The sequence below is a fragment of the Achromobacter sp. EB05 genome (assembly GCF_044232075.1).
Lineage (GTDB): Bacteria > Pseudomonadota > Gammaproteobacteria > Burkholderiales > Burkholderiaceae_B > Achromobacter > Achromobacter dolens.
This window is the reverse complement of the sequence record NZ_CP155917.1, coordinates 517,569-531,063: the sequence shown is the minus strand read 5'-3', so window position 1 is coordinate 531,063 and position 13,495 is coordinate 517,569. Positions and strand designations below refer to the sequence as shown.

The 13,495-nt window shown below is 68.3% G+C and carries 10 protein-coding genes; 2 read left to right on the top strand and 8 right to left on the bottom strand.

The annotated features are described in order from the left end of the window. Positions 1-9: 9 nt before the first annotated feature. The 8 genes from AAID08_RS02480 to metH all read right to left on the bottom strand — a co-directional run bounded on the left by AAID08_RS02480 (position 10) and on the right by metH (position 9,877). Positions 10-741 (bottom strand): amino acid ABC transporter ATP-binding protein, encoded by a 732-nt coding sequence (locus AAID08_RS02480; RefSeq protein ID WP_049077414.1) that lies wholly within the window; start codon positions 739-741, stop codon positions 10-12. Positions 742-878: 137 nt separating this feature from the next. After that, the gene (locus AAID08_RS02475) at positions 879-1,538 is read right to left on the bottom strand and encodes an amino acid ABC transporter permease (RefSeq protein ID WP_049070959.1); all 660 of its coding nucleotides are present in this window, start codon (positions 1,536-1,538) and stop codon (positions 879-881) included. Continuing rightward, a complete protein-coding gene (locus AAID08_RS02470) occupies positions 1,535-2,200 on the bottom strand; it encodes an amino acid ABC transporter permease (RefSeq protein WP_006392647.1) in 666 nt (221 codons plus the stop codon). The genes AAID08_RS02475 and AAID08_RS02470 overlap by 4 nt, the downstream gene beginning before the upstream one ends. 31 nt (positions 2,201-2,231) lie before the next feature. After that, positions 2,232-3,269 (bottom strand): L-idonate 5-dehydrogenase, encoded by a 1,038-nt coding sequence (locus tag AAID08_RS02465; protein ID WP_054483548.1) that lies wholly within the window; start codon positions 3,267-3,269, stop codon positions 2,232-2,234. A gap of 12 nt (positions 3,270-3,281) precedes the next feature. Beyond that, the gene (locus tag AAID08_RS02460) at positions 3,282-4,115 is read right to left on the bottom strand and encodes an ABC transporter substrate-binding protein (RefSeq protein WP_024067608.1); all 834 of its coding nucleotides are present in this window, start codon (positions 4,113-4,115) and stop codon (positions 3,282-3,284) included. 131 nt (positions 4,116-4,246) lie between these two features. Further along, complete coding sequence (locus AAID08_RS02455) at positions 4,247-5,113, bottom strand: ABC transporter substrate-binding protein (protein ID WP_054503339.1); 867 nt, start codon at positions 5,111-5,113, stop codon at positions 4,247-4,249. Between the two features lie 83 nt (positions 5,114-5,196). Beyond that, a complete protein-coding gene (locus AAID08_RS02450) occupies positions 5,197-5,925 on the bottom strand; it encodes a FadR/GntR family transcriptional regulator (protein ID WP_006386875.1) in 729 nt (242 codons plus the stop codon). A gap of 178 nt (positions 5,926-6,103) precedes the next feature. Next, a complete protein-coding gene (metH, locus tag AAID08_RS02445) occupies positions 6,104-9,877 on the bottom strand; it encodes a methionine synthase (protein WP_054503338.1) in 3,774 nt (1,257 codons plus the stop codon). Between the two features lie 447 nt (positions 9,878-10,324). Between metH and AAID08_RS02440 the strand changes: the two genes are divergently transcribed. Both AAID08_RS02440 and AAID08_RS02435 read left to right on the top strand, forming a co-directional pair. Next, on the top strand, positions 10,325-12,361 hold the full coding sequence (locus AAID08_RS02440; protein WP_020925368.1) for a TonB-dependent receptor: 2,037 nt from the start codon (positions 10,325-10,327) through the stop codon (positions 12,359-12,361). Positions 12,362-12,415: 54 nt separating this feature from the next. After that, complete coding sequence (locus tag AAID08_RS02435; protein WP_054503335.1) at positions 12,416-13,324, top strand: cobalamin-binding protein; 909 nt, start codon at positions 12,416-12,418, stop codon at positions 13,322-13,324. Positions 13,325-13,495 lie beyond the last annotated feature (171 nt).

Genomic DNA, 13,495 nt, shown 5'->3' with positions numbered 1-13,495 from the left:
GGAGGGTGTTCAGCCTTCCCAGCCCAGGTGGCTGAGGAAGTCGCGGGTACGGGCGACCTGCGGGTTGTCGAAAATCTGCGCGGGCGGGCCCTGTTCCAGGATGGCGCCGTTCTCGAACACCACCACCCAGTTGGCCACTCGCCGCGCGAAACTCATTTCATGGGTGACCACGATCATGGTCATGCCTTCCTGCGCCAGCTTCTTCATGACATTCAGCACCTCGCCCACGGTCTCGGGGTCGAGCGCCGAGGTCGGCTCGTCGAACAGCATCACTTCCGGCTCCATCGCCAGCGCGCGGGCGATGGCCACGCGCTGCTGCTGGCCGCCGGACAGGTTGGCGGGGAAGTTGCCGGCCTTGTTGGCCAGGCCGACCTTCTCCAGCAGCGCCATGGCGCGGGCCCGCGCCAGCTCCGGCGCCATGCCGAGCACGGTGATGGGCCCCATGGCGACGTTGTCCAGCGCCGACTTGTGCGGGAACAGCTCGAAGCTCTGGAACACCATGCCCATGCGCTGGCGCACCTTGCGCACTTCCGATTCGGCCTCCGGCACCGCCACGCCGTCCAGCAGCACGCGGCCGCCGTCGATCTTCTCCAATGCGTTGGTGCAGCGCAGGAGCGTGGACTTGCCCGAGCCGGACGGGCCGATCAGGCACATCACCTCGCCCTTGTTGACCTGCAGCGAAACGTCGTTCAACGCCACGAAGTCGCCAAAGACCTTGCGCACGTGCTCGTACACCAGCACCGGCGGCTGATCGGCGCCCTTGCGTGCGGCGGCCGTTGCCGCGGCAGCCGTCGCTGCGGCGGCCGTTGCCGCGCGGGTCGTTGCTGCGGCCGCCGCCGCGCCGGTCGTGCCGGCCACTTGTTCCAGGATCATCTCGTTCACTCCTTGACTCCGTATTTGCGGTGGATCCAGTCGACCAGCTTGGCCTGCGGATAGCCCATCAGCCAATAGATCACCGCCATCGCGGTCAGCATTTCCAGCACGCGGAAGCTCTGCGCGCGCACCTGCATCGAGGCATAGGCCAGCTCGCTGACGGCGATCACCGACACCAGCGAGGTGTCCTTGAACAGCGAGATCCAGGTGCTGGCCAGCACCGGCAGGATGCGCCGCGCTGCCTGCGGCACCAGCACCTTGAACATGGCCTGGCGGCGCGACATGCCCATCGCCAGCGCCGCCTCCATCTGGCCCTTGCGGATCGAATTGATGCCGGCGCGGAAGGTCTCGGAGTTGTAGGCCGACACGTTCAGCACCAGCGCCACCAGCGCCGTGGTCACCGCCGAGAACTGCACGTCCAGCGCCATCGGCATCACGTAGAACGCCCAATAGATCACCAGGATCAGCGGCAGGTTGCGGAAGAACTCGACGATCGCCACCGCGATGCCATTGGCCACGCGGTTCGACGACAGCCGCATCAGCGCCAGCACCATGCCGCCGGGCACCGCCAGCGCCATCGTCACCACCGTCAACATCACGGTCATGGCCGCGCCCTGCAGCAGCACCTGGCGCGAGTCCCAGATAATTCCCCAGTCCAGATTCATGAGCGCCCCAGGTGTGCGTAACGTTGGTACAGCCGGTCCACGCCGCGCGTCACCGGGAACAGGATCACGAAATACGCCACGATCACCGCGGTGAACACCTCGATCGGCCGGTAGCTCTGCCCGGCGATGGTCTCGGCCTTGTGCATCAGTTCGGGCACCGCGATCACCGTGGCGATGGCGGTGTCCTTGATCGCCACCGTCAGCACCGAGCCGAAGGCCGGCAGCATGCGGATGGTGGCCTGCGGCAGGATGATCTTGCGCAGCGCCTGGGCCCGCGACATGCCGAGCGCCAGGCCGGCGCGCATCTGTCCCGGGCGCACCGACTCGATGCCGGCGCGGATCACCTCGGCCGAATAGGCCGCGATGTGCAGCGTCAACGCCACCAGCGCCGCCCAAAACGGCGCGAAGGTCACCCCGGCCAGCAGCGGGAAGGCGAAGTAGATCCACACCAGCACCACCAGCACAGGAATGGCGCGCATGCTGTCGATGTAGAACACCAGCAGCACCCGCAGCCAGCGCGGCCCGTACAGGCGCAGCAGCGCGATCACCAGGCCCAGCAGGATGCTGGACACCGCCGTGACGGCGCTCAGCGCCACCGTGATGCCCAGGCCGCTGGCGAAGAAGCGCCAGTTATCGACGATGGGGGAAAAATCGAAGTCCATGGAATCTCCGTGCGATTCGCGAGCGCCGGGCTCAGAACGTCACCATCACCTTCATGGCCTGGCGCCGGTCGGCCGCCAGCGCGAAGGCCTCGTGCGCCTGGCGCGCCGGCACCGCCGCCGTCAGCAGCGGCGCCACGTCCACCAGGCCGCGGCCCAGGTAGTCGACCGCCCAGGCGTATTCATCGACGAAGCGGAAGCTGCCGATGACGTTCAGGCTCTTGACCATGATCTGGTTGAACGGGCACTGCTCGCTGCTGCCGCCCAGCGTGCCCACCGTGACGATGGTGCCGCGCGGCCGCGTGGCGCGGATGCAGTTCGCCAGCCCGGCGTAGTTGCCGGAGGCCTCGAAGCACACATCGACCGTGCCCTTGCCCGCCGCCAGCTCGTCCAGCGCGCCCGGCTCGGCGGCGGCGTTGATGGTGCGCGTGGCGCCGACCTTGGCGCAGGTTGCCAGGGTCTGGTCGACGATGTCGACCACGATGACCTGGCTGGCGCCGGCCAGGCGCGCCGCCATCAGCACCAGCGCGCCGATCGGCCCGGCGCCCACCACCATCACCGTCTTGCCCAGCAGCGTGCCGGCGCTGCGCACCGCGTGCAGCGCCACCGCCAGCGGCTCGCCGAAGGCGGCCAGCTCGAACGACAGGCTGTCCGGGACTGGCACGCACTGCTTTTCCTGCACCACCACCTGCTCGCGCATCGCGCCCTGCATGTGCGGATAGCGGCTGGCGCTGCCGAAGAAGAACACCGCCTCGCAGTGGTTGGAATCGCCCTGGCGGCAATAGCGGCACACGCCGCAGGTGCGCGCCGGATCCAGCGCCACGCGGTCGCCGGGCTTGACGGCGGTGACCGCCGAGCCGACCTCCAGCACCTGGCCCGAGGCCTCGTGGCCCGGCGTCAGCGGTTCGCGGATGACGAAGTCGCCGACCCGGCCGTGACGGTAGTAATGCAGGTCCGAACCGCAGATGCCGACCGCCTTGACGCCGACGCGCACCTGCGTCGGGCCCAGCGGCTCGGGCGCCTGTTCCACCAGCCGCAGGTCCTCGGCCCCATGAATCGCGCAATTGAGCATGGTGTGTCCGCCTTACTTCAGGTTCTGCGTCATGCGGCGTTCTTCGGCCACCAGTTCGGGATGCATGCGCGCTTCCACCTTGCGCAGCCACTCCAGGTACACCGGCTGGTTCTTGGCCACGCCCATGCCCGCGTCGATCGCGAAGATCTTGCTGTCCTGGCAATCGTTTTCCTTGGGGAACACGGCCAGGCCCTTGACCTTCCTGCTGATGTTGGGCCACAGCATGCGGTTCAGCGGCGCCACGTCGGAGCGGCCCGCCAGCACTTCCTCGATCGGCGCCACCGAACCCGAGTTGGTGACGCCGCGCAGCTTGGCCTTGGGAAAGTTCTCCAGCACCAGCGGCTCTTCGCCCGCGCCCGAGAAGTACGCCATGGTGATGCCGGGCTGGTTGAAGTCCTCGACCTTGGTGGCGCTGGTGAACTTGGGGTTGGACGCCAGGCCGAACATGCAGACGCTGGTGTTCGAGAACGTGACGAAGTCGATGATCTTGGCGCGCTCGGCGTTCTGGTTCAGCGGCCCGATCATGATGTCCATCTGATTGGCGATCAGCGCCGGCACCTTGGTTTCGTGGCTGACCTGCACCGGCACGATCTTCACGTCCAGCAGGCGCGCGAATTCCTTGCCCAGCAGCCACGACGAGCCCATCCAGGGCTCGCCCGAGCCGGTGGTGTTCTGCACCAGCCACGGCGGGTTGTTGACCACGCCCACGCGCAGCACGCCGGCCTTACGAATGGCGTCGATGCGCGGGCTCTCGCCGGGCGCGGGCGGCGTCTGCGCCTGGGCGGTGGCGGCGCCGGCCAGCAGCAGAGCGGTGGCGGCGAAACGGGTGAGGAAGGACGGTTGCATTGCGGTCTCCTTGGAGGCAAGCCCGGCGGCGGACGCCGGATGCGGGCGCGCGAGGCCGCGGGCAGTCGCCCGGGCCGCGCGCCTTGCGCGGGGTCGGTGAATCCAGTGGGGTGGGGAAAGGCCGGAGCGGCCTACGGGGTCTGTTCGATGATGCGCATTTCGTCGGCGTCCAGGCGCGTCTTCATGCCGGCGGCCACCTGCCGCAGCCAGGCCAGGTATTCGGGCTGGTTCTTGTCGATCGCCAGGCCCACCGGCGAGGCCTTTTCGGTGCTCTGCTGGCAGTTGGCCTCGGCGGGCAGCGCGGTCAGGCCGCGCACCTTGCGGCTCAGGCCGACCCAGGGCACGCGGTTGATCGGCGCCGCGTCGGCGCGCTTGGCCATGATTTCCTCGATCGGCGCGGTGGCGCCCGAGTTGGCCACGGCGCGCAGCGTGGCGTTGGGAAAGCGCTGCTTGACCCAGGCTTCCTCGGCGCCGCCGGTGAAGTATGCGATGGTGACGCCGGGCCGGTTCAGGTCATCGACCGACTTGGCCGCGGCCATTTTGGGATTGGACGCCAGGCCAAACAGGCAGACGCTGGTGGACGAATACAGCACGAAGTCGACCACTTTCAGGCGCTCCGGCGTCTCGGCCAGCGGGCTGATGGTCATGTCGACCTGGTTGGCCGCCAGCACCGGCACCTTGGTCTCGTGCGAGACCTGCACCGGCGTCAGCTTCACGCCCAGCAGGCGGGCGTATTCCTTGGCCAGCAGCCAGGCCGGGCCGCTCCAGCCCTCGCCGCCCTTGCCGGACACGTCCTGCAGCAGCCAGGGCGCATTCTGCAGCACGCCGACGCGCAGCTCGCCCGCCTTGCGGATCGCATCGATGCGCGCGCTCTGGCCCGCCGCGGGCGCTTCCTGCGCCATCGCCGGCGCCGCCAGCGCATAAGCCGTCAGCGCGCACGCCGACAACATCGCCGCCGCCCTGTGCCAGGCGCGGCTCCCCTTGTTCCTTTGCTGCATCCTGTTGTCTCCTGATGTGTGTCGCCCGGTTCCGGGGCGCGGTATCTTCCGCGCTCTGCCGGGGGCCGCCTGCCGGTATTACGTCAACGCCACCCCTGCGCGAACTCGCCGATCACGCGTTCGAGGTGATTGCGCATTGCCTGCCGCGCGCCATCCGCATCGCGCGCCACCAGCGCGCTGAAGATGCGCTGATGGTCTTCCTGCGAGGCCTGGCGCAATTCCTGCGTGTGGAAATGCTGTTCGATCTTTTCCCAGATGGGGCCTTGCGCCTGGTCCCACATCGCCGTCACCGTGCCCAGCAGCACGCTGTTGCCGGTGGACTGCGCGATGTACAGGTGGAAACGGCGGTCGGCCTCCTGGTTCTCTTCCTTGTGCATCATCTGTTCGCGCATGGTGGTCAGCGCCTCGAAGATGCGGTCCAGGTCGGCGTCGTTGCGCGTCGTGGCCGCCAGCGCCGCGATCTCGGATTCCACCAGGCAGCGCGCGCGCAGCAGTTCGAACGGACCGGCGCCCGGCTCCTGCGCGGCCGGCAGGCGCGCCACGCCCGGCTTGGGCTCACAGACGTAGATGCCCGAGCCGCCGCGCACTTCCACCACGCCCTGCAGTTCCAGCGCGATGATGGCCTCGCGCAGCGAGGTGCGGCTGACGTCGAAGCGCTCGGCCAGCGCGCGCTCGGCCGGCAGGCGCTTGCCCACCGCGAACTCGCCCTGCGCGACCAGCGCCTGGATCTGCGCGGCCAGCCGCAGGTAGGCGCGGTCGGCCACCGGCTTGCTGGCGGGTTCCTCGGGCTTGGGGATCAGTTGTAGTGTCATGGCGTTGAAAGTGGTTGGACCAAATATTATGTGGTTTACCAATTTGGCACATCATGGTTTACCACTATCCATTTGGTAAACCGTCCGAGTAAAACAAAGCGCCGCGCCGGACGAGCCGGGGCGGCGCTGGGGTGGCGCTGGGATACCGGGCGGGCCCGGCGCGGCGGCGGAACCCGCCTCAGCCCAGGTTCGGCGCCAGCGTGCGCTTCAGATCCTCGATGCTGCGGCCGCTGCGCGCGGCGTAGTCCTGCAACTGGTCTTCGCCGATGATGCCGACGTTGAAATACTGCGACTGCGGATGGCTGAAGTAGAAGCCCGACACGCTCGAGGCCGGGAACATGGCGTAGCTGTCGGTCAGCATCATGCCGATGTCGGCGCCGTCCAGCACGCGGAACATGTCGGTCTTGACCACGTGCTCCGGGCAGGCCGGATAGCCCGGCGCCGGGCGGATGCCGACGTACTTCTCGGCGATCATGTCGTCGTTGGACAGCGCCTCGTCCGGCGCGTAGCCCCACAGGTCCTGGCGCACGCGGGCGTGCAGGCATTCGGCGAAGGCTTCGGCCAGGCGGTCGGCCAGCGACTTGAGCATGATGCCGGAATAGTCGTCCAGCGCCTTCTCGAACTCGGCTTCCTTCTTCTCGATGCCGATGCCGGCCGTCACCGCGAACATGCCGATGTAGTCGAGCTTGCCGCTGGATTTGGGCGCGATGAAGTCCGACAGCGACTTGTTGCTGACGCCCTCGCGCTTGGCGCCCTGCTGGCGCAGGTTGCGGTAGGTGAACAGCACCTCGCTGCGGCTCTCGTCCTTGTAGACCTCGATGTCCTCGTCGTTGACGCTGTTGGCCGGATAGAAGCCGACCACGCCGTTGGCGGTCAGCCAGCGGCCCTCGACGATGCGTTTCATCATGGCCTGGCCGTCGGCGTAGACCTTGCGCGCCTGCTCGCCCACCACCTTGTCGTCCAGGATCGCCGGGAACGGCCCGAACAGGCTCCAGGTCTGGAAGAACGGGCCCCAGTCCACGTACTTCGCGATCTCGGCCAGGTCATAGCTCTTGAAGGTGCGGCGGCCGATGAACTTGGGGCGCGGCGGCGTGTAGCTGTCCCAGTCGATCCGCGGGCGCGAGGCGCGCGCCTCGGCCAGCGGCAGGATCGGCGCGGCCTTGCGGTTGGCGTGGCGGCGGCGCACGTCCTCGTATTCCTCGGCCAGCTCCGCCAGGTAGGCGTCCGCCTGGTCGGACATCAGGCTGGTGGCCACGCCCACCGAACGGCTGGCGTCTGGCACGTAGATCACCGGGCCTTCGTAGTTGGGCGCGATCTTCACGGCCGTGTGCACGCGGCTGGTGGTGGCGCCGCCGATCATCAGCGGCACCTTGCGGCTGCGGAAATACTCGTCGCGCTGCATTTCCGAGGCGACGTAGGCCATCTCTTCCAGGCTGGGCGTGATCAGGCCGGACAGGCCGACGATGTCGGCCTTCTCTTCCTTGGCCTTCTCCAGGATCTGGGCGCAGGGCACCATCACGCCCATGTTCACCACTTCGAAGTTGTTGCACTGCAGGACCACCGAGACGATGTTCTTGCCGATGTCGTGCACGTCGCCCTTGACGGTGGCGATGACGATCTTGCCCTTGGCGCGCACGTCGCCGCCGGCGGCCGCGATCTGGCGCTTTTCCTCTTCGATGAAGGGGATCAGGTGGGCCACGGCCTGCTTCATCACGCGCGCCGACTTCACCACCTGCGGCAGGAACATCTTGCCGGCGCCGAACAGGTCGCCCACCACGTTCATGCCGTCCATCAGCGGGCCTTCGATCACCTCGATCGGACGGCCGCCGCGCGCGGCGATCTTCTGGCGCACCTCTTCGGTGTCCTCGACGATGAAGGCGGTAATGCCGTGCACCAGCGCGTGCGACAGGCGCGCCTCGACCTCCGCATTGCGCCAGGCCAGGTCTTCTTCCTTCTTCGCGCCCGAGCCCTTCACCGTGTCGGCGAACTGCACCAGGCGCTCGGTCGGCGTGCGTTCGTCGGCCGGGTCGGTCTTGCCGACCGGCTCGGCGCGGTCCAGCACCACGTCCTCGACCAGGTCGCGCAGCTTGGGATCGAGGTCCGCATACACGCCCAACTGGCCGGCGTTGACGATGCCCATCGTCATGCCTTCCTTGACCGCGTAATACAGGAACACGGTGTGGATGGCCTCGCGCATCGGCTCGTTGCCGCGGAACGAGAAGCTCACGTTCGAGACCCCGCCCGAGATGCGGGCGTGGGGCAGGTTCTCGCGGATCCAGCGGGTGCCCTCGATGAAGTCGACGGCGTAATGGTTGTGCTCGTCGATGCCGGTGGCGACCGCGAACACGTTGGGATCGAAAATGATGTCTTCCGGCGGGAAACCCTCTTCCTCGACCAGGATCTTGTAGGCGCGGCCGCAGATTTCCTTGCGGCGCTCCAGCGTGTCGGCCTGGCCCAGTTCGTCGAACGCCATCACCACCACCGCCGCGCCGTAGCGGCGGCAAAGGCGCGCATGGTGGCGGAACGGCTCCAGTCCTTCCTTCATCGAGATCGAGTTGACCACCGGCTTGCCCTGCACGCACTTCAGGCCGGTCTCGATGACGTCCCACTTGGAGCTGTCGATCATCACCGGCACGCGGGCGATGTCGGGCTCGGACGCGATCAGGTTCAGGAAGCGGTGCATGCACGCCACCGAATCCAGCATGGCCTCGTCCATGTTGATGTCGATGATCTGCGCGCCGTTCTCGACCTGCTGGCGGGCCACCGCCAGCGCCTCGTCGTATTTCTCTTCGCGGATCAGGCGCGCGAACATCTTGCTGCCGGTGACGTTGGTGCGTTCGCCCACGTTCACGAACAGCGTGTCCTCGTCGATGTTGAGCGGCTCCAGGCCCGACAGGCGGGTCTTGACCGGAATCTCCGGCACCACCCGCGGCGTCAGGGCCGCGACCTTGTCGGCGATGGCACGGATGTGGTCGGGCGTGGTGCCGCAGCAGCCGCCCGACATGTTCACCAGCCCGGCGCGGGCGAATTCCTCCAGCAGCGCGGAAGTATCGGCCGGGGTCTCGTCGAAGCCGGTCTCGGCCATCGGGTTGGGCAGGCCGGCGTTGGGGTAGACACAGACGTAGGTGTCGCAGATCTTGGACAGCTCGGCCACGTACGGGCGCATCAGCGCCGCGCCCAGCGCGCAGTTCAGGCCGATGGTGACCGGTCGCGCATGGCGCACCGAGTTCCAGAAGGCCTCCACGGTCTGGCCCGACAGGATGCGGCCGGAGGCGTCGGTGACGGTGCCCGAGATCATCACCGGCAGGCGGATGCCGCGCTGCTCGAACACTTCCTCGGTGGCGAAGATCGCCGCCTTGGCGTTGAGCGTGTCGAAGATGGTCTCGATCAGGACGATGTCGATGCCGCCGTCCAGCAGGCCGTTGAGCTGTTCAATGTAGGCGACGCGCAGCTCGTCGAAGGTGACGTTGCGGGCGCCCGGGTCGTTCACGTCGGGCGAGATCGACGCCGTCTTGGGCTGCGGGCCGAGCGCGCCGGCCACGAAGCGCGGCTTGTCCGGCGTGCTGTACTGGTCACAGGCCTGGCGCGCCAGTTGCGCGGACACCAGGTTCAATTCATAGGCCAGTTCCGGCAGGTCGTAGTCGCCCTGCGCGATCGAGGTGGCGCCGAAGGTGTTGGTCTCGATGACGTCGGCGCCGGCTTCCAGGTACTGGCGGTGGATCTCCGAGATCACGTCCGGCCGCACCAGCGACAGCAGCTCGTTGTCGCCCTTCAGGTCCTTGCCATGGCCGGCGAAGCGCTCGCCGCGGAAATCGGCCTCGCCCAGCTTGTAGCGCTGGATCATCGTGCCCATGGCGCCGTCCAGGATCAGGATGCGCTGGCCCAGCAGGCGGGCGAAATCGCCGCCACGGGTGAAACTCTCGGGCGGGTAAGGCAGGCGGGGATACGACACGTTCAGGTCCGAAAGGAGGGTTGGGCAACGAAAGCGGCCGCGCAAATGTCGCTAAAAAACGATAAAGGCCGAAAAATCAACCCCTGATCGTAACAAAACAGGCCCTGTTTCGCCCTCCGGTGATACAGTTTCGGCCCCGAACCGGTGCTTTCGGCGCACAGGGACAGGCAAGAGCGCAACACTTGCCGGTCCGCGCGCGAAAGGTAAACGGGAAACAGGAAGACATCCGCCCCGCCGCCCACAAGGCCGGCCGGCCCGGACATCCAGCCTGTGCTGCCCCCGCAACGGTCCCCATGCGCGCGATGCGCCCATGGCAGCCCGATACCGGCCTGTTCGATCGCCAGGACGCCCGTCCGGCGCCCGCTCCCCAGGGATCGCGGCGTGGCCCGGGTTTCCTCCCCATCGTGATTGACCTGCGGGGTCGCGGGTCGCATCGAGGTCTTGTAGATGAAATCCCGCTCCATCCGGCGCTACGCTGGCGCCCTGCTCTGTTCCGCCCCGGCCCTCTCGGCCGCCCAGCAAGCCGCCACCCCCGCTCCCGAACTCGACACCGTCACCGTCACCGCCCAGCGCGTGCCCAGCGACGGCCGCACCTTGCCGGTGTCGATCTCCGTCATCACCGCGGAAGACATCGCCGCCAGCAGCGCCCGCACCATGCAGGACCTGCTGTCGACGCAAGCCGGCATCCACCTGATCAACAGCTCCGGCTCGGCGGACGGCGCCATGGTCGACCTGCGCGGCTTCGGCGTGACCGGCGCCAGCAACACGCTGATCATGATCGACGGCGTCAAGCAGAACCCCAACGACCTGTCCGCCCCCAACCTGGGCGTGGTGCCGCTGGACCAGGTCGAGCGCGTCGAGATCGTGCGCGGCAGCGGTTCGGTGCAATACGGCGGCGGCACCACCGGCGGCGTGATCAACATCATCACCCGCAAGGACTTCGCCAAGGAGCCGGTCACGGCCCGCGCCACCGCCACCTTCGGCAGCTACGGCCTGCGCCAGTACGACGCCGCCGTGGCCCTGAACAACCAGAAGGTCGGCGTCGACGCCTACATGCAATCGCTGCACAGCGATGGCTACCGCGACAACAACGCCGAAACCCGCGAGGGCGGCGGCGGCGGCATCACCTTCCGCCATGCCGACGGTTCGATCCGCTTGTACGGCAACACCACCACGCAGCGCCTGGAACTGCCCGGCCCGCGCCAGATCAATCCGCTCACCGGCCTGAACCAGTACCAGGACGACCGCCGCGGCTCCAAGAACGACGCCGACTTCATCAAGTCCACGTCCACCACCATCGGTCTGCAACTCGAACAGGCGCTGGGCGTCGGCACGCTCTACGCCGACCTGGCCAGCCGCAACAAAAAGCTGCACGGCCTGACCTATGCCTCGCCGAGCATGTTCGACAGCGGCGGCGACACGCTGCGCGACCAGAAGCTGGTGGAAAACAGCGCCAGCCTGCGCTACCGCCTGCCGATCAGCGGCGGCCACAGCGTCGTCTTCGGCGCCGACGCGCTGGAGTCCCGGACCACGGTCACGCAGGACGCGTACTACGACCCGGTCCAATCCAGGATGCAGTCGCGCCAGCATCAGTACGGACTGTTCGCCGAAGGCCAGATCCGCGCCACCGAGAGCACCAACGTCACCATGGGCGTGCGGCGCCAGTATGCCTCGGACAAGCTGGAAATCCTGGCCGGCTCGGGCGGCAACCCCTCGGACAGCGGCCACCACCTGACTGCCTGGCAGTTGGGCGTGCGCCAGGATCTGAGCAACGGCTTCGGCGTGTACGGCAAGGTCGGCCGCAGCTTCCGCCTGGCCAACAGCGACGAATTGCTGTGGGTGCAGAACCCGCTGGCGCCGCAGACCTCCACCGACAAGGAACTGGGCGTGACCTGGCAATCGGAGCGCAGCAGCGCCCGCCTGTCGTGGTTCCGCTATGACCTGACCAACGAAATCCAGTACAACCCGCTGGCCGACATGTTCGGCGCCAACGTCAACCTGGACCCGACCCGGCGCCAGGGCATCGAACTGGAAGGCCATCACGAAATCGTCCGCGGCGTGACGCTGGACGCCAACGTGACCTGGATGGAGGCGCAATTCCGCTCGGGCACCTACAACGGCGTCGACCTGGCCGGCAAGACCGTGCCGATGGCGCCGAAGTGGCTGGCCAATGCCGGCGTGACCTGGCGTCCCACCGATGCGTTCCTGTGGAACGTGGCCGCGCAATACGTCGGCAAGTCGCGCCTGGACAACGACCAGGCCAACGAGTTCGACAAACAGCTGGACGCCTACGTGCTGTTCAACACCAAGGTCGCGTACAAATTCACCCGCAATATCGAAGGCGCGGTGGGCGTGAACAACATCCTGGACCGCAAGTACGCCACCTACGGCATCCGCAGCGGCAGCATGGGCGAAACGGGTCCGTACAACCTGTACCCCGCGCCCGGCCGCAACTTCTACGCCTCCCTCACGCTGCGCTACTGAGCGGCGATCCGATATAGTCGGCGTTGTTCCACGCCGACCGTATCGATCCCTCGCATGACCTTCGTCCGCGCCCTTCCGTTCGCCGTCCTGGGGCTGCTGTCCGGCCCCGGTCCGGCGGCGGCCGACACCCCTGCCGGCCCCACTGCGGCGATCCACGCGCGCGACGATCGCGGCCGCGACCTGACCCTGGCGGCCCCGGCGCGGCGTGCGGTGACCCTCGCGCCGCACGCCACCGAGCTGGTCTACGCGGCCGGCGCCGGCGCCTACCTGGTCGCCACCATCCGGGGCAGCGACTATCCGCCCGCGGCTCGCGCCCTGCCGGTCATCGGCGACGGCACCCAGCCCGATCCCGAGCGCGTGGCCGCCGCCCGTCCCGACCTGGTCATCGCCTGGCAACCATCGGCCGCCGCGCCGCTGGCGCGCGTGATGGACAAGCTGGGCGTGCCGCTCTACTACAGCGACCCGCAGACGCTGGCGGCCATCCCCGACGCGGTCGAACGCCTGGGCGTGCTGTTCGGCACCGAGGCCCAGGCGGCGCCCGCCGCCCACGCCCTGCGCGCGCGGCTCGACGCGCTGGCCGCGCGCTACGCCGGCCGCGCGCCGGTGCGCGTCTTCGTGCAGGCGGGCCTGGACCCGATCTACACCCTGAACCACGCCAGCATCGTCAGCGACGCGCTGCGCCTGTGCGGTGGCGTCAACGTCTTCGAGCAGGCGCCGGTCGTGGCCCCGCAGGTCGGCCTGGAAAGCGTGTTGGCGGCGCGGCCCGACGCGGTGCTGGCCGGCGTCTCCGCGCCCGCGGACACCGCCCGCAACCTGGCGGCCTGGCGCGCCATGGGCCTGCCGGCGGCACTGGCCGGCCACGTCTACGGCATCGACGCCGACGCGCTGTACCGCCCCGGCCCGCGCCTGATCGACGCGGCCGAGCAGTTGTGCGCGGACCTGGACGGCCTGCGGGCGCGCTAGGGCCGGCGGCTCGAAAGCCCCCGCCCGGCGCGGGGCCGGCGGCATACCCCTGTCCGCGACCCGGTCATTCGCGCCCGCCCGTCGTGCGCGGCAAGCGCGATTTGTGGAACGCGCCAGCGTGGCCTTGGTCGCAGCCGCGCCGCGCCGTGCTTTATGATTCGCCTAACCGTG

Bases quoted from the DNA above. Each gene is read 5' to 3' on its own strand.
- AAID08_RS02475 (WP_049070959.1), bottom strand. From the start codon at position 1,538: ATGAATCTGGACTGGGGAATTATCTGGGACTCGCGCCAGGTGCTGCTG.
- AAID08_RS02470 (WP_006392647.1), bottom strand. From the start codon at position 2,200: ATGGACTTCGATTTTTCCCCCATCGTCGATAACTGGCGCTTCTTCGCC.
- AAID08_RS02465 (WP_054483548.1), bottom strand. From the start codon at position 3,269: ATGCTCAATTGCGCGATTCATGGGGCCGAGGACCTGCGGCTGGTGGAA.
- AAID08_RS02460 (WP_024067608.1), bottom strand. From the start codon at position 4,115: ATGCAACCGTCCTTCCTCACCCGTTTCGCCGCCACCGCTCTGCTGCTG.
- AAID08_RS02455 (WP_054503339.1), bottom strand. From the start codon at position 5,113: ATGCAGCAAAGGAACAAGGGGAGCCGCGCCTGGCACAGGGCGGCGGCG.
- AAID08_RS02450 (WP_006386875.1), bottom strand. From the start codon at position 5,925: ATGACACTACAACTGATCCCCAAGCCCGAGGAACCCGCCAGCAAGCCG.
- AAID08_RS02440 (WP_020925368.1), top strand. From the start codon at position 10,325: ATGAAATCCCGCTCCATCCGGCGCTACGCTGGCGCCCTGCTCTGTTCC.
- AAID08_RS02435 (WP_054503335.1), top strand. From the start codon at position 12,416: ATGACCTTCGTCCGCGCCCTTCCGTTCGCCGTCCTGGGGCTGCTGTCC.